Origin of the sequence: Psychrobacter sp. Sarcosine-02u-2 (assembly GCF_002836335.1) — a bacterium.
Lineage (GTDB): Bacteria > Pseudomonadota > Gammaproteobacteria > Pseudomonadales > Moraxellaceae > Psychrobacter > Psychrobacter faecalis.
The window spans coordinates 1-23,108 of sequence record NZ_PJBX01000175.1 but is presented as its reverse complement, the minus strand read 5'-3'; the positions used below and the strand labels follow the sequence as shown (position 1 = coordinate 23,108).

Below are 23,108 nucleotides of genomic sequence, written 5' to 3'. Positions count from 1 at the left end.
ATTGAGCTATTTTTTAAGCGTCTGTATGAATAAGCGATGGATGCTACGACTTTTTCTTAGCTTTCTTCTCATCCCATGGATTGACCTCACCAACAGTCACAATCAAAAAGTTATCAGGCTTTAGAGTATCGCGCAGGGTTTGGTTGACTTCTGAGAGTTTAACCTGTTCGATGCGATTGACATAATTGGTCAGGTAGCTGTTAGGTAGCTGATAAAAATTCATCATACCAATTAAGCTGTTGATTCCAGCATTACTGGCAAATCCCATCGGAAAGCTGTTTTTTAAATTATCCGTGGTCAATTTCATCTCATCGCTGGTAATACCTTTATCTAATGTCTCATTAATCACATTTAGGCTGGCATCAATTGCTGCGCGTGCTTTGTCATTACGGGTTGAAAATCCAATTTGATAAGGACCACGCGCCAACATCGGGTTCATAGAACCTGAGATGCCATAAGTATAGCCGAGGTTTTGCCTGACTTCGGTCATCAGACGCGCGTTAAAATCGCCCCCTGCTAGCACTTCATTACCGACGGCAAAGTTGGTTTGCTTTTGCTGCGCTTGCGGGTCGGTGGCCCGTTTTTCGCCCAGTTGTCCCATCAATACCGTGGTTTGGGTGCTAGGAAACGGAATATGAATATGTTGAGGCTGGGTTAGTGGCTTTGGTTCGGGCAGGGCCGCCGCCGCTTGACCCGCTGGCAAGTCTGCCGTTATTTCTTCCGCCAAATTTTTCGCTTGTGCCAAAGTCAAATTACCAGTCATGGCAAGCGACGCATTGGCAGCGACTAGATAGCGATTTTTAAAATCAATTAGCTGTTGTCTATCAATATTAGGAACGCTTTCAAGCGTGCCAACCGATGGATGCGCATAAGGGTGGTCGCCATACAATGCCTTACTAAAGGCGATACTGGCAAGACTGCCAGGGTCTTGCTTTTGCTGTTGTAAACCGACCAATAAGCGTGCTTTATTACGGGCTAAGATTTGCTCATCAAATCTTGGTTCAGTAAGCATTTGCGTCATCAAGTCAACCGCAGGCAGTAGATGTTTATCATCAGATAAGCTACGCAACGAGACAATAAACATGTCTTTATAGGCGCTACTACCTAAACTGATACCCAAAGTTTCGACCGCCCGCGTGAACGCGTTTTCATCTAAGCGTTTGGAGCCTTGTTCAAGCATCGTCGCGGTCATATTGGCAATACCAAAGCCTGATTTACTGATAGTACCGTCACGTGCGCTACCGGCGTTAAAGCGCAAGTCAATATCGACGATGGGCAAGGTAGTGGTCGGCACGAAAAGCACAGGAATACCGGCTTTGGTCTTAAAGCTCTGTATGTCTGGCACCGTGACTTCTAAAGGTTTGGCATTTTCAAGACTGCTCAGCTTAGACAGAGCGGCAATTGGCGCACTGGTATCGACTGCAGCAGCTGGCGTACGAGCATCTTCGCCACCTGCCATATCTGCCTGCGCAATAGTAGTCAAGCTCATCATCCCAAAGAAGGCGCAAGCGCTCAGATAAGGGAGCTGCTTAAAATGAGATGATAATTTATTTCTTTTGAGAAAAGGTGTTTGAGTCATGTCTTTCTTCTTATTCATAAGGTCATCAGTATCGGGTTTTTGCCAAGTTAATTGGATAGCACATTGATGTTATTTGGCTTTGCTAGCCGCTTCTTTAGTAGCGCTATCGGTAGCAACATTTTTATTAACAGTGTCTTTGCTCATTTTATTTTGGCTAACTTTATTTCTATTGGCAGTCTCTTTAGGTGGGATGATATGCATGACCGTTAAATTATCTTTGACCAAATACTTTTTACTTGCCGCTTGGATATCTGCAATGGTTACGCTATCAAGCTTGGTTGGCAATTTGGCCAGTAACCTGTCATCAAGACCGATAGATTGCAGCGAGCCAATCATACGCGCCTGACCTTCCATGCTGTCCTGTGCGTATACCAAACCGGTGACAGTATTGGTTTTGGCACGTTCGATTTCATCGGCAGCAATCGGGTCGGTAGATAGCTTATTGATTTCATTGATAATGGCTTGTTGTGCCTGCGCTAAACTGACGCCTTCGCGCGGGGTTGCTTGTATCAAAAACAGCCCATCGCCGCGATCGAGCAAATCGTAAGACGTACCAACTGTGGTCAGCAGTCCTTGCTCGCGTACCAGCCTGCTCTCGAGGCGTGCTGATAGACCACCATCTAATACATCTTGCGCAAGCGAGAGTGCATACGCTTGCTTCTCATTGTTAGCGCCCGCTGTTACCAGACTGGGTACGTTATAACCCATCAGCAAAACCGGCACTTGTACCGTTTGCTCAGACTCTACCTGCTGATAACCGCGAAAACCCTTTTGTGTGACCACAGGACGCTTAGGTAACGCGCTTGGCTTTAGCTCCCCAAAATAGCGTTTGACCTGCGCTAATACGTCGGTTGGCTCAACATCGCCGACGATAACCAACGTGGCATTATTAGGTGCGTACCAGATTTTATACCAGTCTTTTAAATCGTTAAGGGTGATTGATTCAAGCTCATTCATAGGGCCAATGACCGATTCGCCTTTCGGACTGTTTGGCATTGCCAGCAAGCGAAATGACTCATAAGCTTTGGCAATCGGATTGTCATCCGTACGCTGACGACGCTCTTCCATGACCACTTGATGCTCTTTGGCAAACGCTTTGTCATCAAATATTAAGTTTTTCATGCGATCTGCTTCTAGCTCTAAGGCTAACGGCAAGCGATTGGCAGGGAATAGCTCGTAATAACCGGTAAAATCGTAACTGGTAAAGGCATTATTGACGCCGCCAAATTTGGCAATCAAACGCTCATAATCGTCGCTTGATACATCAGCGGTGCCTTTGAACATCATATGCTCAAGCACATGCGAGATGCCGCCTTTATCGAGAGGCTCATCTGCTGAGCCGACGCGATACCAAATTTGGGTCATGACCACAGGCGCGCGGTGGTCTTCTTTGACCACTATCTTTAAGCCATTTTCGAGCTGGTATTCATGGCGACCAGACATATCCATGGTCAATGCTGAAGGTTGCTCAGTGTCTTTAACCAGTTGGTTTTTATTTACCACATCTGTGGTCGTAGTATTTTTATTTTTAGCGACTTCACTCGCCGAAGAAATCGCGCTGGTTTGGCAAGCCGCAAGGGTAGTCGCCATCGCTAAAGCGCAGGCAAAGCGTAAAGAGATAGTAGGTAAAGGTGAGGACATGATAGGTTCTACTTATATAAAAGGTAGCTGATAAGTGATTTAGTTAGAGAGTGAGAATGGCGTATATTTATGATTAGATGAATATACCTATTTATGATAAACATAACGCCATTATAAAGACTTGTGTGCTCCAACCATGACGCTGGCAGTCGGTTTAAATTCTTGTGTAGTGCTACAGCCAGTTGAGGACAACGCGATAGTAGCAACAAGCAAGGCGGCGCCCATTTGGGTCATTTTTTTATAATCGTTCGATAGTGATAACATAGGTCATTTCCAATATAAGTGGCCAAGTAAAGTAAACGAAATAGGGTGGCATAATCATGCTAAGGGTAGGCGAAGTTTGGCTTATTAAAGGTCAGATTTTTGTGTCTAAACCTTAAGCGAAACTTGCTTATACAGTTATAAGATTTATAAACCTCTCATTAGGAAGGTTATTCTTAATTAGTAAGCGTTTTTATTATGAATTTATGAGTTTTTATAATTTAACCATGCTCTACGATGCTAAAGGCTAAGCGCCGCTTGAATTATGCTAAACTAGGCTAAAAATAATCGTCCGTTAATCATCAAAGGCGGGCGGCACATCATTTTAAAAACTACTGATAATGATAACTTTTAGGGCAAGCTTATGAATAATCCCAATAATAGCAATCGTGTGGTCATCAACCTTGACGGCGGTCTTGATGATTTGGATGACGATGATATTACCTTACCCAGTCTGCCAGCGCAATCGGTGCCTATCATCGAGGAGTCTGAAGATACTCCACTTACTGATACAGCGGCAGACCTACCACTAGCGACGCCGATTATTGAGACAGAAAAACAAAGCCCTGCTGCAAATACTATAGAGGGTACTGTAGAAACGACGGCAAAAAGTGCTGCAAATACAAATACTGCTGCGTCGCAGTCTACAACCTCAATTCCTACGATGCCTTTGCAAGATCATCTGGGCGATAGTGCGAGCGTCACCTCTAAAAATAACGATAGCAGCGCTATTGATAAAGCAAAAACTGAGTTACAGCAGCCGACAACAGCGCCAGAAGAATCGCAACAGTCAGAACAGACTGAGGAAAATAAGGAAAAAGGCAGCTGGTTTAATCGCATGAAGACGGGGCTGAGTAAGTCACGTAAAAATCTTGCCGAAGGGATGGTTAGTATCCTTATCGGTGGCAAAGAGATTGACGATGAGCTCTTAGAAGAAGTGGAAGACCAGCTGTTGGTCGCCGATATCGGGGTCAATGCCACCAATCGTATTATTAAAAGCCTGACTGAGCAAACCGCCCGTGGCGATTTGATTTATGCCCATTCATTATATAAAGCACTGCAAACTGAGCTGGTCGATATCTTAACGCCAAAAGTTGCGCCATTAGTCATCGATACCAGTAAAAAACCTTTTGTTATCTTAGTAGTAGGCGTCAATGGTGTTGGTAAAACGACGACTATTGGCAAACTTGCTAAGCGGCTGCAAGGTGAAGGAAAGTCCGTCATGTTAGCGGCTGGCGATACCTTCCGTGCCGCGGCGACTGAACAGCTACAAATTTGGGGTGAGCGCAATCACATTCCTGTCGTTGCTCAAGGTCATGGTTCTGATAGCGCCTCTGTTATCTTTGATGCCATGCAATCTGCCAAAGCAAAAAATATCGACGTGTTAATCGCTGATACGGCAGGGCGCTTACAAAATAAAACCCACCTGATGGCGGAGCTTGAAAAAGTCGTGCGCGTCATGCGTAAAGCTGATCCAAGCGCGCCGCATGAAGGTATGATTGTCCTCGACGCTGGCACGGGTCAAAACGCCATCAATCAGGTCGAGTTATTTAATGAAGTCGTACCATTAACCGGTATTACCATTACCAAGCTAGACGGTACGGCAAAAGGTGGTGTGGTGTTCAATATCGCTGAAACCACGGATGTGCCGATTCGTTATATTGGGGTCGGTGAGTCGATTGATGATTTGCGCGCCTTTAGTCCAAAACAGTTTGTCGCGGCCTTATTTGAGACCGATGATAAAGAATAGCGCTTGCTGGTTTTTTTCAATGAATAAATAAGTGTCAAAAATATGAGTGTTTAGAGGAAAGAATCATGATAGTCACCATCGCAGCGGTTGAGTCGCACCAGTTGGCATTGATTGCTAGTAGGCATGGGCATAGCAGCCCTAAGTTGGTTGAAGTCAATTGGCTGCAGGTGGGCGATTCTTGGCACAGCTCAAAATCTATTCCCAAGCTTAAAAAGCATTATGGGCTTGTCGATAAGGATTTTACCTTTATCGCTCAAAATAATTTAAGCAAAAGCGAGCCTGCTGAGGCGCTACTTTTAGAAGCGCTTGAGCAATTAGCAGCCTATTTTAAAGGTGAGCGTCAAGCATTTGACTTGCCATTAGACATAAGCTTAGGAACTGATTTTCAGCAATGCGTCTGGCAACAGCTGCAACAGATACCGCATGGTGAAACGATTAGTTATGCCACACTAGCGCAGCGAGTCGGTAATCCTAAAGGCTTTCGCGCGGTAGCCAATGCCAATGGCAAAAACCCCTTTAGCATCATCATTCCTTGTCACCGCGTTATTGCGAGCGATGGTAAATTGGGCGGTTATACCGGCGGCTTAGATAAAAAAACATACTTGCTGACGCTCGAAGGGGTTGAGGTTAAACGCTAAGATTTTTTTTACTACGCCAAAAATTCTGACTATAAGTTTTTTGGCTATTTAGAACATTTGCCGCAGCCATTGCAATCCTTCGACTTTTTAAAGATTACCTTAGTCCATACGTAATAAAAAGATAAAACAACGATTATAAATACCAATAAATATTCGACCCATGTACTCATCATTACCTCTCTAAAATCCAAAAAAACTTCCTGTCACCCGATAGGTGAGCCACGCCATCGCATAAGCCAATATAAATAAATAGCTGGCGATGGCGATGGTTTGTTTTAAAGACTTGGTTTCGCGGCGAATAACGGCTAGCGTAGCTAAGCACATCGGCGCGTAAACATAAAATGCCAAAAATGAAAACGCAGTAGCCAATCCCCACTGCGTATGAATGATCGGGATGAGCGTTTGATTGACGGCCTCATCGCCGACGCTACCGACCGCATATACCGTGCCAAGCGCGGCAATGACGACCTCGCGAGCGGCAAGCCCTGGGATTAAAGCAATACACATCTGCCAGGTAAAACCAATGGGCGCAAAAATCGGCTCAATCATATGCCCAAGCATGCCCGCAAAACTATAATCAATCGCTGGGTTTGTCGCGCCAATCGGGGCGGCAGGAAAAGTCACCAATACCCATAATATTACCGTCAGCGCAAAAATGACTGTACCGGCTCGCATTAAAAAAGCACTTATCTTGTCCCAAAGCTCACTGGCAATATGTTTGATATTTGGCAGACGATAAGTAGGAAGCTCCATCAATAAGGGAAATGCTGCCGCTTTTGCCGTCGTGCTATGAAAGCGTTTGAACAGCCACGATACAAACGCCGCTGAAAAAATACCGGCGATATACAATACAAATAAGGTCATACCTTGTAAGTTGAAAACACCTAGGACGGTTTGATTGGGAATCACCGCTGCAATAATCAGCGCATAAATCGGCAAACGCGCCGAACACGTCAGCATGGGCAATACCGCAATCGCCACAAAACGTTCTTTATGATTGGGAATAGTACGGGTCGACATAACCGCTGGCACCGTACAAGCGAAACCTGACAACAAAGGGATAAATGAGCGTCCAGATAAGCCTACTTTAGACAATAAGTTGTCCAGTAAAAAAGCGGCGCGCGGTAAATAACCTGAGTCCTCTAGTATTAATAAGAATAAAAATAGCAGGGTGATTTGTGGTACGAACACCACGACGCTACCCACGCCAGCAACGACGCCATTGACGAGCAGGCTTTGTAATATCCCATCTGGTAGCCAGTCGACTAACAGCGCTCCAAGACTTGCTACCAGCCATTCAATGCCTTGCATCAGCGGCTCTGCCCACGCGTAGACAGCTTGAAAGATAACAAAAAGAATCGTTAATAGAATAATGACCCCAATGACGGGATGCAATGCCAAATAATCTATGCGCTCATGCCACTTTGGCAAACGTTGTGCGCTTATCACCGCTCGGCTCAAAATATCATCAGCACTCTTATACATCGCTTGCGTATCAGGGTTAATGTTATTAAAGCCATTATCAATATGATTACCACTGCTATCAGCTTTGAAAAAACGCACGGGCTGAGCTTTATGCTTTATATGCTCAATAAACTCATCTGCCAAAACCAGCAACTGCTCACAGCCTTGACGCTTGATTGCCACCGTCTTGACGACAGCAACGCCCAGCTCCTTTGATAGTATGGCTTGGTCAACTATCAGTCCTCGGCTTTCTGCTACATCGCTCAGATTGAGCGCGACTATGATTGGCAAATTTAAGCTTTTGAGTTCCAGCAGCATCCGTAATGACATCCGCAGGTTGGTCGCATCAGCCACAAAAATTATCCCATCTGGTATCGGCTCGCCCGCCATCTGGCCAAAGAGCACTTGACGCGTAACTTCTTCATCAAGGCTGGTGGTCTTTAGGCTATAAGTACCCGGCAAATCTATAATATTGACCGTAGCATGCCCAAGCAGTGTGGCACTGCGTTTATCGACAGTGACGCCAGAATAATTGGCCACCTTTGCTTTAGAGCCTGTCAGCACATTAAAAGTAGCGGTTTTACCACAATTAGGGGCGCCAACTAAAGCAAGATTGATAGGGCGGGTTTTGGCTTGTGTTTGCGTACTTGGCATTTAGTCAGACATCGCTTATTTATTAAGTTATCAGTCATTAAGGTGCTACAACCTACAACAGCCTTAATACAGTAAGTCAGGAGCAAGTTAGTAAATTAGACCGAATACTTACCTTGAATCTATAGCGATACAACTGATTTTTATGAACTCATCGGCGCGTAAGCTAAACTGCGCACCGGTACTCAGTTGCACCGCATAAGGCGGCTTGCCAAACAGACCTTTGGCAACGATTTGAATAGTGGTATTAGGCAGAAAACCTAAATCTTTGAGTCGTTGACTGATAATGTTATCCATTTCACCAAAGCGCTCATTGGCGATGATATCATCAATAATAGCAGGCTGATGCTTAGCCAAATCGAGTAACGAGCACAGATGGGTAGCTTTAGAGTTAAGCGTATGAATATTGACGGCAGTGGCGGCTGAATAAGAGGGCAGAAGGGAGGTGCGCATAAAGAATCCTTATCCATTCTTATATGTTAATGATAATTATTACTGTTAAAATCGAATTATATGCCTCACTTATTGACGATACAATACCTATAAAGGATGATGCAAATAACAAAAAAAACCAGAGAGTATGACACTGTCTGGTTTTTATTTTTTGCTACGGATAATATGGTTTTTGACGTATGCTAGTTAAATTTGCCAAGGTTTTTTGCTAGTAAATCTTAGACTAAGCTCAGACACATTAGGCTACTGTTCAAGCTGCGCCATGACTGCATCGGTAAAGCTCACATTACTATAGACTTCTTGCACATCGTCAATATCTTCTAGCATATCGATCATTTTCATCACTTTTAGCGCGTCGTCGATATTATCAATCTCAGCGCTGGTGGCAGGTGCCATAGTGACTTCGGCATTATCAGAGACAAGCCCTGCTGCATTGAGCGCATCTTTTACTCGACCGAAATTTTCCCATTCAGTAATAACCAGCAAGCTTTCACCATCGTTTTCGATGTCCAGCGCGCCAGCGTCCAAAGCCGCGAGCATGACTTCTTCTTCTAAGCTGACATCGTTAAAAACGATTTCACCGCGTTTGGTAAACAAATAAGCGACCGAGCCTGAGGTGCCAAGGTTGCCTTCATTTTTGGTAAAGGCATGGCGCACTTCACTGACCGTACGGTTCAGATTGTCAGTCATGGTTTCTACCAGTACCGCGACGCCGCCGACGCCATAGCCTTCGTAGCTGACTTCATCCATATTGTCATTGTCATCGCCGCCTGTACCACGAGCAACCGCGCGGTTGATGGTATCTCGAGTCATATTGACTGATAAAGCCTTTTCGATAACCGCCCGCAAGCGTGGGTTTTTATCAGGGTCGGGGTCACCTTGCTTGGCAGCAGAAACAATTTCACGAATAATCTTGGTAAATATTTTACCTTTTACCGCATCCTGACGGGCTTTACGGTGTTTGATATTTGCCCATTTTGAATGGCCTGCCATATGACGTCCTTACGTTTTACGGGTTGTTTATAGTGCGTATAAAAAGTTAGTAGGCTATGCCTTGTTAACAACTTTTCATACTTGATAAGGTATTGTTATTATATGATTGTGCGGTTAATACAGTGTAATAGACCTATCGGCAAGTTAACGATATGTATGTCGTTTGGCGCGCTTTTTTGCTACACTGCTATCTTCTTTGTCTTGAGCGACTATTGCCTAAGGCGATGAAAACCGCTAGTAAAATATTGGCAGTATTATAAACCACTTTAGCGCATTTTGACCAACCTTAGCTTGCCCATATCAGCTTAAAGCGTTCGGTTTTTTATAACCATTGATTTTGTGACTATACCGACTTTATGAAGCAACCAACCGCCGAAGCCATTACCCATTTGCGTAACCGCATTCATATCATTATCGAAGGCACGGATACCCGTTTGGGTAAGCTGTTTGATATTGTATTATTGATTGCGATTTTGGCCAGTGTTGCCGTGGTAATGCTCGATAGTGTGCTATATATGCGTTTGCAATATGGTACGCTATTTCGTTATGCAGAATGGTTTTTTACCATTTTATTTACCATTGAGTATATTTTAAGGTGGTTTTCGGCGCCCAATCGCTTTCGTTATGCGTTTAGTTTCTTTGGCATCGTAGATTTATTGTCGGTATTACCCAGCTATTTAAGCCTTGTATTTGGCGGCGTCCAGTATCTGCTCGTCATTCGCATCCTGCGTATCTTACGGGTATTTCGGGTACTCAAGCTCAATACCTACATGCAGCAAGCGGGCTTTCTTGCCTCAGCACTTAAAACCAGCCAACAGAAAATCACGGTATTTTTCTTATCACTCGTTTTGCTAGTGACTATTTTTGGTTCGGTTGTTTACGTGGTAGAAGGGCCAGAAAATGGTTTTACCAGTATTCCTATCTCTATTTATTGGGCAGTGGTGACGGTTACGACCACGGGCTATGGTGATATGTCACCAAAAACGCCAATCGGGCAAGCGATTGCATCGATGGTGATGATCACCGGTTATGCGATTATTGCCGTGCCGACAGGTATTTTTACCGCCGAGCTGGCACGTAACATGCGCCCGCAGCTAAACCCGATTGCCTGTCCAAACTGCGGCAAATTCGGTCACGCCGTAGGAGCGGATTTCTGCGATCGCTGCGGTCATGCGCTGCATGTTTAGTAGTCTATATATTCTGTAACCAGCGGCGATAAATCGATAACCACGCCTAGATTGACCAAATTCCAATACTGACCTGAAATGGTACGGTCAAGCATCATCGTCGTTGCTGATGGCTGAAACTGACCAAAATACTTTAACGAGGTGCGCATTTGGGCAATGGCTTCATGATGGGTTTGGCTGCTGCCAAAATCAAAAGGGCCTTGCTGATAAGGTTCTATGGATAAGGGTTTAAGTCCAATCTCTAACCACTCTTTATAAAATTCACCCGGCACAACTTTATCATCATCGCGGCGGATATCAAGGGCAATCAAGTCTTGCTCAAGCGCGGTCACATCACCTTTTAAGGCATGCTTAGCAAAGCGGAGAAATAATTGTACTTCGCTGTCACTATAACTGCGGATACCACCAAAATCATAAGCCACAACGCTACCATCGGTGCGAAAAGCAAAGTTGCCAGGGTGGGGGTCGCAGTGCATACGGTATAAACCAAATAGCTGTCCAGCGCTAAAATGAAACAGGCGCTTAGCGATTTTTTGCTTAATGTCGTTATCCCATGTCGCAGCAACAGCAAGCGGCTCACCCATCTCTTCAGTCAAGGTCAAAATGCGCTTGGATGAATGGCTACTGATCACTTTGGGGATAATTAGCCCTTCATCATCGGCATGAAAGGCGCCAAATACCTGTAGATTGTGCGCCTCTTTAACGTAGTCGAGCTCGTCATGCAAACTTTGGCGAATCTCATTAAACAGCTGCTCTTGTAACTGCTTACTCATATTGAGTACGCCAGCTATTTTAAGCGCCATGCGTACTTGTTTTAGATCGCTATCGCAGTTTTCATCGACATCAGGATACTGCACCTTTACCACCACCCTTTGTCCAGACGGCAAAACCGCTCTGTGCACTTGTCCGATTGACGCCGCGGCAAATGGCGCTTCTTCAAATTGGGTAAATAACTCAGCAATAGGCGCTTTTAATTCACGCTCAACTTGCGCGCGTATTTGTCCATAAGGCATCGGCGGCGCGTCTTTTTGGAGTTTTTCTAAAGCGGTCGCCACTTCAGGTGGAAACACGTCTTTATATTGGGAGGCGATTTGTCCCACTTTCATCACCGCGCCTTTCATTTCACCAAGCGTTTCAGCGATTTGCACACCGACGTCTTGCATCAGCGCTGAGCGCGCTTCTAGACGTTTTTCTTCGTCACTTGAGAGGTGCTTTAATGAGTTTTTAGCAGCTTTACCGGCGATACTTGCGGTCATGCCAGCGAGTTTCATAAAGCGTTTTCCGGACGATTTTGCCATTCATATCACCATATCGTGGGTTGTTTTTCATGCGCTAATATTATTACTTTCATCATATCATTGCTGTTTGACTAATGTGCCAAAAGCAACTTGATCGCAACTTCAATGCTAATAGTCTTGTGCTTATTTGACGTTTTCTTGATATAAATAAAGTCATAATCTCTACGTTAACCGTCTAATTTTAAAGCATAAGTATGGGTTAGCCAATAATCCAATGCCATCTGATAACCCAAATGCCCGAGACCGCAAATCACGCCGACGGCTATATCGCTTAAATACGAATGCTGCCGAAACGGCTCACGAGCATGAACATTGGATAAATGCACCTCTATAAAGGGTTTTTGTGTTGCCAATAGCGCGTCGCGTATCGCCACTGAGGTATGGGTAAAAGCAGCAGGATTGATAATAATCGCATCTACTTGTGCAGCGGTTTCTGCTAAAAGACCATAATATTGAATCTCATCGACCAGCTTGCCCTCATGGTTTGATTGGATACAAATCAGCTCGATGTCGTATTTGGCGGCACGCTCGATCAAATTTTTCTCAATATCAGCAAGGGTCGTATGGCCATAGATTTTCGGCTCACGTTTACCGAGCAAGTTAAGATTAACGCCATTGATCAGCAATAATTTATGCGTCAACGTCTTATCATTTTGTTGTAGATTGCTATTTGCTTTTATTGGCTGAGAAGTGGTTGTCATAGTTATAGTTGGCTCTACAATTATTAAGGTAAGTGGGTTGCTATTATTAAAAATAAGCGGCGCCGTACTTTTATGACGGTGCTTTTTTGGAATTTTGAGAAAGAAAATACATTAAATATACGATGTTTTAGTCCTTTATCATAACAGTTTGTCAGCATGGTTATAAAAATAACCGCAAAAACTGCTATAAGGGCTAAAAATCATGTGAAAAGTCTTTATGTTGCCAAAAACCCATGCTATGATATTTTTTACGCAACAAATATTACTTGTTTGTTGCTAGCGCTGATATAAGCAATTAATATAATGCTTAGAGTATTTTGATAGCTGCTTATGTTGGTGAGGACGAATTTACTATACGCTGATTCATAAAGAGAGTAATAACAGGCTTTATGAGGCGATGATGGTATGTAGAGTAGTACTCTTACATTTTGATTTCATAATCTTCAACCCCGTTTATATGCAATGTCGCAAAGGAATTTGGGGTTAAGTGACTTTTTAGGAAGTAATATTATGTCAGCTCGTGAGCAAGGTATCGTTAAGTGGTTTAATGACTCAAAAGGCTTTGGTTTCATTCAACGTGATAGCGGCGAAGATATTTTTGTCCATTTCCGCGCGATCCAAGGTGATGGTTATCGCTCTTTAAAAGATGGCGAAAAAGTTGAGTTCAGTGTGGTTGAAGGCGAAAAAGGCCTGCAAGCTGAAGAAGTCAGAAAAGTAGAAGAGTAATCGCTACCGACATTAATGCCGTTTGGCTATAATGTCGTTACAAACTACTGATATACTACTAAGTCAAGCCCGTCTGTCTTGCCTATGTTGAATAAAACGCAGCATATTTGGTAAGTTTAGATGTTAGGCTTGGCTTTTTTATGCATGCTTGTTTTATTGTTTGTCTGCTTAGCGCGGATATGCTATTAATGGCAAGCAAATTATACAAAAGGATATTTTTTTTGAGTACTTTTAAGACGTTTACCGATTTGCCGTTATCAAATGCCACTTTGCGAGCTGTAAATGATTTAGGCTTCACTGAATTGACGCCCATTCAAGCACAGATATTACCGCATACATTGGCAAATCAAGACGCTATCGGACAGGCGCAAACCGGTACTGGCAAGACGGCAACGTTTTTATTGACTATTATGGAAGCACTGCTTAAGCGTCCCTTTGCTGCCGATGAAAAACGCTATTTGGGCGAGCCAAGAGCCGTGGTTATGGCGCCAACGCGTGAGCTTGCCCAGCAGATATTTGATGACTGTATTGCTCTGACCAAATATACCTCGCTTCACAGCGTTTGTATCATGGGTGGTACCAATTATGAAACTCAGCAGCATGAGCTTGAGCGCCAATATGTCGATATCTTAATTGCCACTCCAGGGCGTTTGATTGACTTGATGCACAAGGGCATGGTTTATCTCGATCGCGTTGAAGTGTTGGTATTAGATGAAGCAGATCGTATGCTCGATATGGGTTTTATCCCAGATATCAAACGCTTGGTTGGTCGTATGCCGCCCAATACCGATCGTCAAAGTTTGCTGTTTTCTGCCACCTTTAACCAAGATGTGATGAATCTTGCCTATCGCTGGTTACATGAGCCAGAATTTGTAGAGATTGAGCCTGAGCATAAAACCAGTGAATTGGTCGATCAGCATTTTTACTTATTAACCGAAGATCAAAAGCTCGCTGCGGTCGAGCGTTTCATCACTGATGAGACAGTAGAGAAGGTGATAATTTTTGCCAACCGTAAAGACCAAGTGAAGCGTTTGTATCATAAGCTGCGTCAGGCGCATAAAATCGTCATGTTATCAGGCGATGTGATTCAGCAAAAGCGTGAAAAATATCTGCAACGCTTTAAAGATGGTCATGCTTCTGTGCTGGTCGCAACTGATGTGGCAGGACGCGGCATCCATGTGGATGATGTCAGCCATGTGATTAATTATACTTTGCCAGATCAGCCAGATGATTACGTACACCGTATTGGTCGTACGGGACGCGCCGGACAAACCGGTATCAGTATCAGCTTTGTCAGCGAAGACGATGCTTTTAATATCCCAGCGCTAGAGAAGCATTTGGATACCAAGTTTCACCTTGAGCAATGGCAGGAATGATTTTATTAAAGCAACTTTTATTTTGATAAATATTGCTGCATAAAAAAGCCCTTAACGTCATCATGATGTTAAGGGCTTTTTTATAGGGTCATGATATTTTTTATGCTGCTATTGAGAAGATTCTGGCATAGCTTCGTGATGATGGCTATTCATTTGCTGCTCATCTGTCATATTATGCTTATTGTGATTCATAGCGTTATCTGCATTACCTGCATCATGTGGCATATCATGCATTGAGCCATTCATAGCGGGCGTCATCTCGTGCTGCATATTGTTCATATTATGATGGGCGGTGGTCGCTGTTGTCGCTTCAGAGGAAGTATTGCTATCGGCCATCATAGCGGCGTGGCTGCCATGATTCATTTGAGCATGCTCGCCATGTCCATTACCGCCGCCGTGGCCACCATGCATGCTAGCCATTATCATAGGAACAAAAGCAACCGCTAAGCCAGATAACACCATGATAGCGCCATTAATTTGTCTTAAACGCATACGGCCAATTTTTTCACGTAGCCAACCAACTGTCTCGTGGGTAGCCACTAACATCGGTACAGTTCCTAAACCAAAGACAAACATCAATGCCGCACCACCCAGTGGGTTATGAGCAACGACAGCGATAAGTAGCGCACCATACACCAAGCCGCAAGGTAAAAAACCCCATAATAACCCTGCCGCTAAAGCACGCGGAAAGGTATTAAGTGGAAATACTTTTTGGCGAAGCGGACTAAGGAATTGCCAAAAACGCATGCCGACGCGCTCAAGTTTGGCTAAAAATGGCGCGCCAAGCATGGTGACGCCCACAAAGACCAATACCAAACCTAATAAGATACGAGGCATACTGTTTCCCGTCATCAACGGCTCTAAAACAGTGGTGCCAACAAGTCCAGCAACCAAGCCCAAAAATGCGTAACTGCTTAAACGTCCGAAATGATAGGTCGCTATCAAAGCACGGCGCTTAGCAGGGCTGACATCTTTCATCGATAAACTAAATGCCGCGACCAAACCGCCACACATGCCTAAGCAATGCGGTGAACCTAAAAATCCCATTAGTAATGCCGCAACGAGTAAAGCTGTGGTCATGGGGGTTTCTCCTAAAAACGGTAAAGGGTGAGCCTGCTTTTATCCTTGCCCTAAAGAAATGATAAAAACAGTCAGGTATAAATGAGATATAAAAGGCTAAAGGATTGAGTTTTATTGATAGATATTTGCTTTATTAAGACGATATCGGTAAAAGGTGAATCGGTAGCACTCAATCGTCGATTCTGTTGGAGTCTGCTGGATCATTGGTTTGCGGTGCTTGAGGGGTATTCTCGTTAGGCTCATGGGCTTGAATGGTTTGGCGACGCTCTTGGCGATCATCCAAGATAATGCGCTGCGATGCATTATCTAAATCTTCAAATTGGTTTGATCGAACCGCATAGCGTATTGCCCAGATAGCGACCACGAACAGCATTAAACTTAAAGGAATTAATAAAAATATACTGAGCATGGCAAACCTCTTTCATAGCAGTTTCTTATATTATACACTTATTGCAAGTGTTATAAATGTTCTATAAAGTTCAAAAATAAGACAGTGGATAATGGGGCAATAATAGGTATCTAATGATATTAAAACTAAAACAGTAAATGCCAGCTGGCTATTGCTCAGTAGGGTTTTTAGCGACATTACCCCTTGGGGTTAATAGTTGCTGCGAGGTCACATCATTTGCTTGGCGACAGTTTGTTTGCGGACGAATGACATCACGTAAGTAAGCGGCAACTTCATAAACTGCCCGCCGCGAATGGCTTAAGTTTTGCGCTGGTTCCATCCAATCACGCCGCACCGGTAAGGGCGCGTTAATTGGCGTACTATTAATGCCATTTAAAGCAAACTGTCTGCGCGCGCGCGCCATGTGATAGCTGTCGGTGATAAGGTACACATGATACAGAGGAATGCGCTTGGCAGTAAAACGCGCATTTTCACAGGTATTCATACTGGCATTTTCGCTGATAAGCCCGTCAATACCGTGTTCAATAAGCCATTGACCAAGCCAAGGCGCTTCGGCGCCGCTCAGGACGATAGGTAGCGGCAAGTCATGATAAGCGGTTGCTGCTGTACGGGCGCGATTAAGGCTATAACTATTGAGAATAGTTTGATTGTTATTGTCATTGGTCAAGCCGCCGCCCAACACCACATAAGCGGTCGGCGGAGAACTCATGGCGGCAGGTTGCATCTTTGGTACGGGTAAATGTGCTAAGAGATAAACCACCGCTTGCGAAAATAGCGGGGTAAACAAACTGATAAGAACGAGAATAACGGCCGTTGAGCCAAGCAAAAAAGTGGCATTAATAATACGAAACAGCTTTATCATACGCTCAGCTGAACGTAAATAAGAGCGCCATAAGCGCTTGGACCATGATCGCTTAGACCACATGCTCATCAAATCCAATAGAGCCGTCAGCATTTACCCAAACCGGCTCGCGCGCCAATTCAATCGCAAACTTCTCATGGACAATGTCAGCGATATGCTGCTGCGCTTTTGCCACATCCGCTTGCGCCGCTTGATATGGGCTGTGATTAGTCAACACTAACGCTTGCTGCTGATGGGTGAGTATTGGCGCTAAACCATGCCCCTTTAGACCAGCCTGTTCAATTAACCAGCCAGCTGCCACCTTAACCATGGCATCGGGCGTTGGATAGCCAACGATGGTAGGATGGATGGCTTTTAGCGCTATAAATTGCGCTTGAGAAATAATAGGATTTTGAAAAAAGCTGCCGCAATTGGGTAGCTGCTTAGGGTCGGGCAGCTTCTGCTGGCGAATATCTATAATCGCTTGCATGACATCAGCAGGATTGGGCTGGCTGCGTCCTCGCTGCTCGGCATAGCGCTGCGCGACCGTCTGCACATCGCCGTAGCTGGCAAGGATTTTGCTGGGATCGGTATGCAGACGAAAACCAACGCGCGTAATCAGCCAAGTATTGGGCGTACGCTTAAAGAGGCTGTCGCGGTAGCCAAACTCGCAGTCTGCTGCTGTTAGCTGATGCCAAGTTTGGGTTGGGAGATGATAGGCACGCACGTACTCTAGACAGTCTTCTAACTGCACACCGTAAGCGCCGATATTTTGTACCGGCGCTGCGCCAGTCAAACCCGGTATCAGTGCCAAATTTTCTAGGCCATACCAACCTTGAGCAACCGTATGCATGACCAAGTCGTGCCAATTTTCACCAGCCATCACTTCGATATCGACATAACTGTCTGTCTGCGCTGTCACGCTAATACCGCGCATCTGTGGTCGTAAGACAATCGCATTTAGCTGTGCGGGCAATAAAACGTTACTGCCGCCTGAAAGAACGAATAACGGCTTAGTAGGTGCTGCCTCTTTTTCATAATTTGCCATAAAGGCATCAAGCTGTGCCTCATCCGTTAGTGGGACGACCACATCCGCTACAGATGCTAATGCCATGGTATTGCTATGCGACAAATCGACTAAATTATCCTGCGATATATTCACTGCAAGATGGGTTGATGTCGCAGGTTGAGCACAGAAATCATGGCGTAAAGCTGAGGTCATAACATAGCCTATAGGGCAAATAAACAAAAAATCATGCGGTGTTTATTATAAAGGATGAGCGGCATAAAAGTAGCAGAAATATAGCACTTTATCGCTAACTATTATTGAGTGTGGTTAAACATTTAGCGCTAAGAACTATTAAACTAAGCAGTTTTCCAACTTTCAATCCAAGCTTGCGAACTGGATTCAATACGTTCAATCACTTCTTCGAAAGCATCGGCGTCCCCTTGATAAGGGTCTGGTACATCGTCGCCGCCGTAAGTTGGGTCTTCTTCACTAAATAATGCCAGTTTGGCAAGCTTGCCATCTGTATCGCTGATACTGTCTTTTATGGCTTGTAGGTCAGCTAAGTTTTGCGCATCCATCGCCAAAATTAAATCAAACTTACGAAAGTCGTCAGCGCTCACTTGACGCGCGACCAGCTTATTGATGTTGTAACCATGGGCTTTGGCGTGGCGCTGTGCCCGCTCATCTGGCGCATGACCAATATGCCAGTCTCCCGTACCTGCTGAATCCACTTTCATCGCCAGCCCTGCAATCGCTGCTTGCTGACGGAAAATCTCTTCGGCGGTCGGTGAACGGCAAATATTCCCCAAACAAACCACTAGAACAGAGGAAGGAGTAGACGCTTTGATTGGCATATAAAGACCTTTTATCACAACAAAAAAACATGCTATCAAGACCAGCATGATAATGCGGTTGCTTAGCATGTTATCGAATAAATGAATTGGTGGTTAGCGTAACGGTTAATACCTTGAATGGCAAGAGCAGAGGTAAACAATAGGGTCACGCTAGGCAATAAATAATAGAATATTGCTGTTACTGGCAGCCTTTATTCTTGCTTGTTTTTAAAGCGTTGTAAATCACGACGCTCTTTTTTATTGGGTTTATTATCAGGGCGGGCAAGATTGGCCAGTTTGCGCTGTTCGGCATAGTAGGCGCGGCGCTCTTCGCTTTCCTCAGTTTCAGAATACAGCGCTTGGGCGGCAGTTGCATTACCACGTTGGGCACTTAGCGCTTCGACAATCACGGTTTTTTCAGTCATGGCGGTGGCTGAGCCTTGGCGAATACTGAGTTCATCTCCGATTGCAATCTCTTTACTGGTTTTGACACGGCTCCCTGCATAATGGACGCGACCGCTTTCGATAGCTTCTTTGGCAAGGGTGCGGGTGCGATAAAAACGCGCAGCCCATAACCATTTATCAAGACGCATACGTACCGTATCTGGTTGGCTATGGCTTGGCTGATTGTGGTTTTTGTTATGTTTACTCATCAAAACCTCATAAATATCAATAAACTAAGATAATAATGGTGGTTTTTTTGGGAATTAAAAGAGTGATAAGTGATTAAAGTTTTTCAAAATGGGTTTTTGTGGTGAATAAGTAAAATAAATTAACCATTGTTATGACGGTCTTGTATTGCATGAATAGGAAGTCTAGAACTTAAAAATCAATGACACCACTGTTTTTCACAAGGAATGCCGTCATTATTACCATCCATTTTTGTATTAGGACAGTGCTGTATAAAGTAAGTCGCTTCTGCGCATGAGGTCATCTGAGAACAATGTCGCCTGCCATCACACGCAAAGCTTGGCGCTACCGCTGATTGCGCTGTTAATACTGGCTGTGACGTTACAGCTGGATTTGCTACTGAGCTTGATGATGAACTTGCCTCTAAATCTACATACGTTGGCGGGATATCATCCAAATCAGCCGCGGTAAAAGCAGCAACTGAAGTATCAGTATCAGCCGTAACATTATTGCTAGTTGTGGTTTTAGGTTGCAGCATCTTATAACCCACGAGAGCTAAAACTAGCAATAATATAAAAATCAGTATCTTTTGAATCACGGCTTATCACCTAATAATAATCGTTGCAAATGAATGAACATTATAAGTAAATAATCATTATTCATTTATCAGAGCCAGCTTTTTAATCGCTAAAAAACCGACCTGATAAGTGAAAGATTGTCTATGCTGTACTATATTGTGATTACTTTAAGAACAACTGATAGCCGATATTGTCGTTGAGCATGGTGCAGTCATAGCCGATATCAAGAAGCGCATCTTGTAGCTGGCGAGAGTTGCCCTCAGAAGCTTGTAAGCCAACCAATACGCGACCTTCAGCGGCACCGTGGTTGCGATAATGGAATAAGGTAATATTAAAGTCATCGCCCAATTTTTCTAAAAAGGTCAATAAAGCGCCCGGACGTTCTGGGAATACTACGCTTAATAATTGCTCATTTTCGACATGGGCATGACCGCCAATCAAATGACGAATATGAGATTTGGCGATGTCATCATCGGTTAAATCATGCGCTTCATAGCCGTCGGCTGCCAATTGGTTGCTAATCGTTTGACGCTCTTTCTCGCCTTCTTTTAAGGCGATACCGACAAAAATAGACGCAGGTTCCATAGAGTCGGGTGATTTTTTGCTATCGGCACGATAGTTAAACTCGGTGATATTACGGCCATGTAGGCTGCGGCAAAAGTTTAAAAACGCGCCGGTTTGCTCAGGAATCGTTACGCCAAAGATGGCTTCTTTTTTCTCACCAATCTCCGTACGCTCGGCGATATAGCGCAAGCGGTCAAAGTTCATGTTGGCACCGCAGATGATACCAACGCAGTTTTTACCTTGCAAATTGTTGGCTTCGATATATTTTTTCATTCCAGCAACCGACAAAGCGCCAGCAGGTTCAACGATACTACGGTTTTCTTCAAAGATATCTTTCACCGCCGCGCAGACTTCATCATTGGTACAAGTGACCACGTCAGTCTCGACTAAGGGACCTGACACATCGCCCTTTTGCATACGCACGATATCAAAAGGCAGCTCGCCAATTTGAGCAACGGCGACACCATCGACAAACAGTCCGACTTGTTTGAGTTTAACCCGTTCATTTGCTTCAAGCGCCGCCTTAAGAGATGCTGATTGTTCTGCTTCGACCGCGATGACTTTGACATGCGGCGCTACTTCGCCCAAAAATGCTGCCACGCCAGAAATCAAACCACCACCGCCTACGGCAACGAAGACATAATCCATGTTGCGCCATTGCTGGGTCAATTCCAGACCAATAGTGCCTTGCCCTGCAATCACCAATTCATCATCATATGGCGGGATAAAGGTTAAACCCTCGGTCTCAGCACGATTAATTGCATAACGGTTGGCTTCATCAAAGCTGTCGCCATGCAAATCGACATTACCGCCAAGCGCGCGTACCGCATCGACTTTGATATCCGGTGTGGTGGTTGGCATCACAATGATGTTATTTAGGTCTAGTTTACGAGCAGAGTAGGCAACGCCTTGCGCATGATTACCTGCCGAAGCACAAATGACGCCGCGCGCTTTTTGCGCATCGCTCAATTGGCTAATACGGTTATACGCACCGCGCAATTTAAAGGATTTAACCGGCTGCAAATCTTCGCGCTTAAATCGAATATCATTAGCAAAACGTTGGGTCAGCTTCGGTGCAGCTTCAAGTGGTGTTTGAATGGCGACGTCATAGACGGTGGCTTGCAAGATGGCTCGTACCCAATGTGACAGCATAATGATTCCTAAACAAAGAGAAGATGAATAAAAGAAGTGCAAATGGTTATAAATTGGTATTTGATAATAAACAGCAATAAACCAGTAAAGATAAGCACAAAAACGAAATAGATTAGCCTATGCTGATTTTCACTATCTTGCAAGACACAATTGCAAATTTCGTCGAGAGTTTATTAAAGGTTAAATGCTCATTTATAAATACATTAAAGTAAGTATGCGCTATGAGAGGGTTCAATGAGTATTTAGAATAGGTTTTACGCTAACATCGCCTAAAGCCATCGGTTATAATAAGCCCGCCTTTTATTTCTTTTATCATTTTAGCTCTTTTATCATTTTAGCTCTTTTAGAGTAAGACGTTTATTTTTCCAAGGATTTATGATGAGTGATCAGCAAGCACAAAAGCAAGCCGCAGCCAAAGCTGCCCTCCGCTATATCGAAGACGACATGATACTTGGCGTAGGGACGGGCAGTACGGTAAATTGTTTGATTGAGTTATTGCCGACGTTAAGGCTTGCTGGGGCGGTCGCAAGCTCACAGGTCACCGAAGATAAACTACGCGCCTTGGGTATCGAAATCGTCGATTTAAACTTTGCCGGTCAGCTTGATGTTTATATCGATGGTGCTGATGAGGTAAATGAACATTTGCAATTGATTAAAGGTGGTGGCGGCGCGCTGACACGTGAAAAAATCGTCGCTGCCGCATCCAATAAGTTTGTCTGTATGGTTGATGAAAGCAAAAGTGTGCAATGCTTGGGGCGCGAATTTCCCGTACCGATAGAAGTACTGCCACAAGCGCGCTCGTATGTAGCGAGGCAATTAGCGCGTTTGGGCGGGGAGCCGGTTTATCGTGAAGATTTTGTCACCGATTATGGCAATGTGATTTTAGATACTTATGACTTAGATGTCAGTCAGCCACTAGCGCTTGAGCAGCAATTAAATAATATCGTTGGTGTGGTCTGTAATGGTATCTTTGCTGCCAATCAAGCTGATGTGCTGCTTAGAGCGGGCAGTGATGGCGTGACCACTTTGACGCGTTAATTTAATAGCGTCATAATTTGTTTTTATCCTCTTTATCCTCTTTATCCTTATCTAAGGTGGTTGTTTGATAAGGTGGGTCATTCTCATCATCGGTCAATGAATCGGTGAAAATGATCTGCCTATTTTTAAGTCTTTTATATGCCTTTATATTAGACTTTGTGACAAAGATAGCAGAATGATAATAAGTCCAAAAAAACATAGGAAAAATAGCGTAAAAGAAAATTTTACTGACGTTATCAAAACCAAGAAAGCCTAA

Annotated in this window: 23 protein-coding genes; 6 read left to right on the top strand and 17 right to left on the bottom strand. The window is 44.3% G+C overall.

The genetic code is table 11. The features are described 5' to 3' along the window. Positions 1-43 precede the first annotated feature (43 nt). From CXF58_RS11410 to CXF58_RS13865, 3 genes are all read right to left on the bottom strand, one after another. Complete coding sequence (locus CXF58_RS11410; RefSeq protein ID WP_102077569.1) at positions 44-1,597, bottom strand: M16 family metallopeptidase; 1,554 nt, start codon at positions 1,595-1,597, stop codon at positions 44-46. A gap of 51 nt (positions 1,598-1,648) precedes the next feature. Beyond that, positions 1,649-3,220 carry a M16 family metallopeptidase gene (locus CXF58_RS11405; RefSeq protein WP_102077568.1) on the bottom strand — a complete coding sequence of 524 codons (1,572 nt, stop codon included), beginning with the start codon at positions 3,218-3,220 and terminating at the stop codon, positions 1,649-1,651. Between the two features lie 111 nt (positions 3,221-3,331). Beyond that, positions 3,332-3,484, bottom strand: a complete 153-nt coding sequence (locus CXF58_RS13865) for a hypothetical protein (RefSeq protein WP_156508480.1) — start codon at positions 3,482-3,484, stop codon at positions 3,332-3,334. A 661-nt stretch (positions 3,485-4,145) separates the two neighbouring features. On the opposite strand from CXF58_RS13865, the gene ftsY reads away from it, so the two are divergent. Beyond that, positions 4,146-5,231 carry a signal recognition particle-docking protein FtsY gene (ftsY, locus tag CXF58_RS11400; protein WP_219621731.1) on the top strand — a complete coding sequence of 362 codons (1,086 nt, stop codon included), beginning with the start codon at positions 4,146-4,148 and terminating at the stop codon, positions 5,229-5,231. Between the two features lie 65 nt (positions 5,232-5,296). Further along, on the top strand, positions 5,297-5,869 hold the full coding sequence (locus tag CXF58_RS11395) for a methylated-DNA--[protein]-cysteine S-methyltransferase (protein WP_102077567.1): 573 nt from the start codon (positions 5,297-5,299) through the stop codon (positions 5,867-5,869). A 180-nt stretch (positions 5,870-6,049) separates the two neighbouring features. On the opposite strand, the gene feoB is transcribed toward CXF58_RS11395, so the two are convergent. From feoB to CXF58_RS11380, 3 genes are all read right to left on the bottom strand, one after another. Beyond that, complete coding sequence (gene feoB / locus CXF58_RS11390) at positions 6,050-7,987, bottom strand: ferrous iron transporter B (RefSeq protein WP_102077566.1); 1,938 nt, start codon at positions 7,985-7,987, stop codon at positions 6,050-6,052. A gap of 108 nt (positions 7,988-8,095) precedes the next feature. Then, a complete protein-coding gene (locus tag CXF58_RS11385; protein ID WP_102077565.1) occupies positions 8,096-8,437 on the bottom strand; it encodes a ferrous iron transport protein A in 342 nt (113 codons plus the stop codon). Between the two features lie 243 nt (positions 8,438-8,680). Next, complete coding sequence (locus CXF58_RS11380; protein ID WP_102077564.1) at positions 8,681-9,430, bottom strand: YebC/PmpR family DNA-binding transcriptional regulator; 750 nt, start codon at positions 9,428-9,430, stop codon at positions 8,681-8,683. A gap of 356 nt (positions 9,431-9,786) precedes the next feature. Between CXF58_RS11380 and CXF58_RS11375 the strand changes: the two genes are divergently transcribed. After that, positions 9,787-10,617: an ion transporter gene (locus tag CXF58_RS11375; RefSeq protein WP_068405178.1), complete on the top strand. Its 831-nt coding sequence runs from the start codon at positions 9,787-9,789 to the stop codon at positions 10,615-10,617. On the opposite strand, the gene CXF58_RS11370 is transcribed toward CXF58_RS11375, so the two are convergent. Both CXF58_RS11370 and aroQ read right to left on the bottom strand, forming a co-directional pair. Then, positions 10,614-11,915 carry an ABC1 kinase family protein gene (locus CXF58_RS11370; RefSeq protein WP_102077563.1) on the bottom strand — a complete coding sequence of 434 codons (1,302 nt, stop codon included), beginning with the start codon at positions 11,913-11,915 and terminating at the stop codon, positions 10,614-10,616. The genes CXF58_RS11375 and CXF58_RS11370 overlap by 4 nt on opposite strands. Before the next feature lie 167 nt (positions 11,916-12,082). Next, positions 12,083-12,616, bottom strand: coding sequence for a type II 3-dehydroquinate dehydratase (aroQ, locus tag CXF58_RS11365; RefSeq protein WP_102077562.1), 534 nt, complete (start codon positions 12,614-12,616; stop codon positions 12,083-12,085). Positions 12,617-13,126: 510 nt separating this feature from the next. On the opposite strand from aroQ, the gene CXF58_RS11360 reads away from it, so the two are divergent. Both CXF58_RS11360 and CXF58_RS11355 read left to right on the top strand, forming a co-directional pair. Beyond that, positions 13,127-13,342, top strand: a complete 216-nt coding sequence (locus tag CXF58_RS11360) for a cold-shock protein (protein ID WP_068405185.1) — start codon at positions 13,127-13,129, stop codon at positions 13,340-13,342. A 221-nt stretch (positions 13,343-13,563) separates the two neighbouring features. Next, positions 13,564-14,718, top strand: a complete 1,155-nt coding sequence (locus CXF58_RS11355; RefSeq protein ID WP_102077580.1) for a DEAD/DEAH box helicase — start codon at positions 13,564-13,566, stop codon at positions 14,716-14,718. Between the two features lie 108 nt (positions 14,719-14,826). Here the strand turns inward: CXF58_RS11355 and CXF58_RS11350 are convergent, their stop codons facing one another. The 8 genes from CXF58_RS11350 to ilvA all read right to left on the bottom strand — a co-directional run bounded on the left by CXF58_RS11350 (position 14,827) and on the right by ilvA (position 21,814). Continuing rightward, positions 14,827-15,798: a sulfite exporter TauE/SafE family protein gene (locus CXF58_RS11350; protein WP_102077561.1), complete on the bottom strand. Its 972-nt coding sequence runs from the start codon at positions 15,796-15,798 to the stop codon at positions 14,827-14,829. A gap of 169 nt (positions 15,799-15,967) precedes the next feature. Continuing rightward, positions 15,968-16,207, bottom strand: a complete 240-nt coding sequence (ccoS, locus tag CXF58_RS11345; protein ID WP_068405191.1) for a cbb3-type cytochrome oxidase assembly protein CcoS — start codon at positions 16,205-16,207, stop codon at positions 15,968-15,970. Positions 16,208-16,355: 148 nt separating this feature from the next. Further along, the gene (locus tag CXF58_RS11340; protein WP_102077560.1) at positions 16,356-17,132 is read right to left on the bottom strand and encodes a YdcF family protein; all 777 of its coding nucleotides are present in this window, start codon (positions 17,130-17,132) and stop codon (positions 16,356-16,358) included. After that, entirely contained in the window at positions 17,122-18,270 is a 1,149-nt protein-coding gene (gene murB, locus CXF58_RS11335) for a UDP-N-acetylmuramate dehydrogenase (protein WP_102077559.1), read from the bottom strand. The genes CXF58_RS11340 and murB overlap by 11 nt, the downstream gene beginning before the upstream one ends. 143 nt (positions 18,271-18,413) lie before the next feature. Further along, positions 18,414-18,911: a low molecular weight protein-tyrosine-phosphatase gene (locus CXF58_RS11330; protein WP_102077558.1), complete on the bottom strand. Its 498-nt coding sequence runs from the start codon at positions 18,909-18,911 to the stop codon at positions 18,414-18,416. Positions 18,912-19,102: 191 nt separating this feature from the next. After that, complete coding sequence (locus tag CXF58_RS11325) at positions 19,103-19,543, bottom strand: RNA-binding S4 domain-containing protein (protein WP_102077557.1); 441 nt, start codon at positions 19,541-19,543, stop codon at positions 19,103-19,105. Positions 19,544-19,719: 176 nt separating this feature from the next. Beyond that, entirely contained in the window at positions 19,720-20,058 is a 339-nt protein-coding gene (locus tag CXF58_RS11320; RefSeq protein WP_102077579.1) for an excalibur calcium-binding domain-containing protein, read from the bottom strand. Between the two features lie 202 nt (positions 20,059-20,260). After that, complete coding sequence (gene ilvA, locus CXF58_RS11315; RefSeq protein ID WP_102077556.1) at positions 20,261-21,814, bottom strand: threonine ammonia-lyase, biosynthetic; 1,554 nt, start codon at positions 21,812-21,814, stop codon at positions 20,261-20,263. A 378-nt stretch (positions 21,815-22,192) separates the two neighbouring features. Here ilvA and rpiA point away from each other — a divergent pair, with 378 nt between their 5' ends. After that, entirely contained in the window at positions 22,193-22,852 is a 660-nt protein-coding gene (rpiA, locus tag CXF58_RS11310; protein WP_102077555.1) for a ribose-5-phosphate isomerase RpiA, read from the top strand. Positions 22,853-22,862: 10 nt separating this feature from the next. Here the strand turns inward: rpiA and CXF58_RS13860 are convergent. After that, the coding region (locus CXF58_RS13860) for a hypothetical protein (RefSeq protein WP_180952578.1) at positions 22,863-23,108 on the bottom strand (246 nt) is incomplete at its 5' end.

What these genes read in the sequence shown, in the direction of transcription:
- CXF58_RS11395 (WP_102077567.1), top strand. Translation starts at nt 5,297, where the DNA reads ATGATAGTCACCATCGCAGCGGTTGAGTCGCACCAGTTGGCATTGATT.
- rpiA (WP_102077555.1), top strand. Translation starts at nt 22,193, where the DNA reads ATGAGTGATCAGCAAGCACAAAAGCAAGCCGCAGCCAAAGCTGCCCTC.
- CXF58_RS11405 (WP_102077568.1), bottom strand. Translation starts at nt 3,220, where the DNA reads ATGTCCTCACCTTTACCTACTATCTCTTTACGCTTTGCCTGCGCTTTA.
- ilvA (WP_102077556.1), bottom strand. Translation starts at nt 21,814, where the DNA reads ATGCTGTCACATTGGGTACGAGCCATCTTGCAAGCCACCGTCTATGAC.
- CXF58_RS11370 (WP_102077563.1), bottom strand. Translation starts at nt 11,915, where the DNA reads ATGGCAAAATCGTCCGGAAAACGCTTTATGAAACTCGCTGGCATGACC.
- murB (WP_102077559.1), bottom strand. Translation starts at nt 18,270, where the DNA reads ATGACCTCAGCTTTACGCCATGATTTCTGTGCTCAACCTGCGACATCA.
- CXF58_RS11350 (WP_102077561.1), bottom strand. Translation starts at nt 15,798, where the DNA reads ATGACCACAGCTTTACTCGTTGCGGCATTACTAATGGGATTTTTAGGT.
- CXF58_RS11380 (WP_102077564.1), bottom strand. Translation starts at nt 9,430, where the DNA reads ATGGCAGGCCATTCAAAATGGGCAAATATCAAACACCGTAAAGCCCGT.
- CXF58_RS11385 (WP_102077565.1), bottom strand. Translation starts at nt 8,437, where the DNA reads ATGCGCACCTCCCTTCTGCCCTCTTATTCAGCCGCCACTGCCGTCAAT.
- CXF58_RS11360 (WP_068405185.1), top strand. Translation starts at nt 13,127, where the DNA reads ATGTCAGCTCGTGAGCAAGGTATCGTTAAGTGGTTTAATGACTCAAAA.
- CXF58_RS11340 (WP_102077560.1), bottom strand. Translation starts at nt 17,132, where the DNA reads ATGTGGTCTAAGCGATCATGGTCCAAGCGCTTATGGCGCTCTTATTTA.
- aroQ (WP_102077562.1), bottom strand. Translation starts at nt 12,616, where the DNA reads ATGACAACCACTTCTCAGCCAATAAAAGCAAATAGCAATCTACAACAA.
- CXF58_RS11375 (WP_068405178.1), top strand. Translation starts at nt 9,787, where the DNA reads ATGAAGCAACCAACCGCCGAAGCCATTACCCATTTGCGTAACCGCATT.
- feoB (WP_102077566.1), bottom strand. Translation starts at nt 7,987, where the DNA reads ATGCCAAGTACGCAAACACAAGCCAAAACCCGCCCTATCAATCTTGCT.
- CXF58_RS13865 (WP_156508480.1), bottom strand. Translation starts at nt 3,484, where the DNA reads ATGTTATCACTATCGAACGATTATAAAAAAATGACCCAAATGGGCGCC.
- CXF58_RS11320 (WP_102077579.1), bottom strand. Translation starts at nt 20,058, where the DNA reads ATGCTGCAACCTAAAACCACAACTAGCAATAATGTTACGGCTGATACT.
- CXF58_RS11330 (WP_102077558.1), bottom strand. Translation starts at nt 18,911, where the DNA reads ATGCCAATCAAAGCGTCTACTCCTTCCTCTGTTCTAGTGGTTTGTTTG.
- ftsY (WP_219621731.1), top strand. Translation starts at nt 4,146, where the DNA reads ATGCCTTTGCAAGATCATCTGGGCGATAGTGCGAGCGTCACCTCTAAA.
- CXF58_RS11325 (WP_102077557.1), bottom strand. Translation starts at nt 19,543, where the DNA reads ATGAGTAAACATAACAAAAACCACAATCAGCCAAGCCATAGCCAACCA.
- ccoS (WP_068405191.1), bottom strand. Translation starts at nt 16,207, where the DNA reads ATGCTCAGTATATTTTTATTAATTCCTTTAAGTTTAATGCTGTTCGTG.
- CXF58_RS11410 (WP_102077569.1), bottom strand. Translation starts at nt 1,597, where the DNA reads ATGAATAAGAAGAAAGACATGACTCAAACACCTTTTCTCAAAAGAAAT.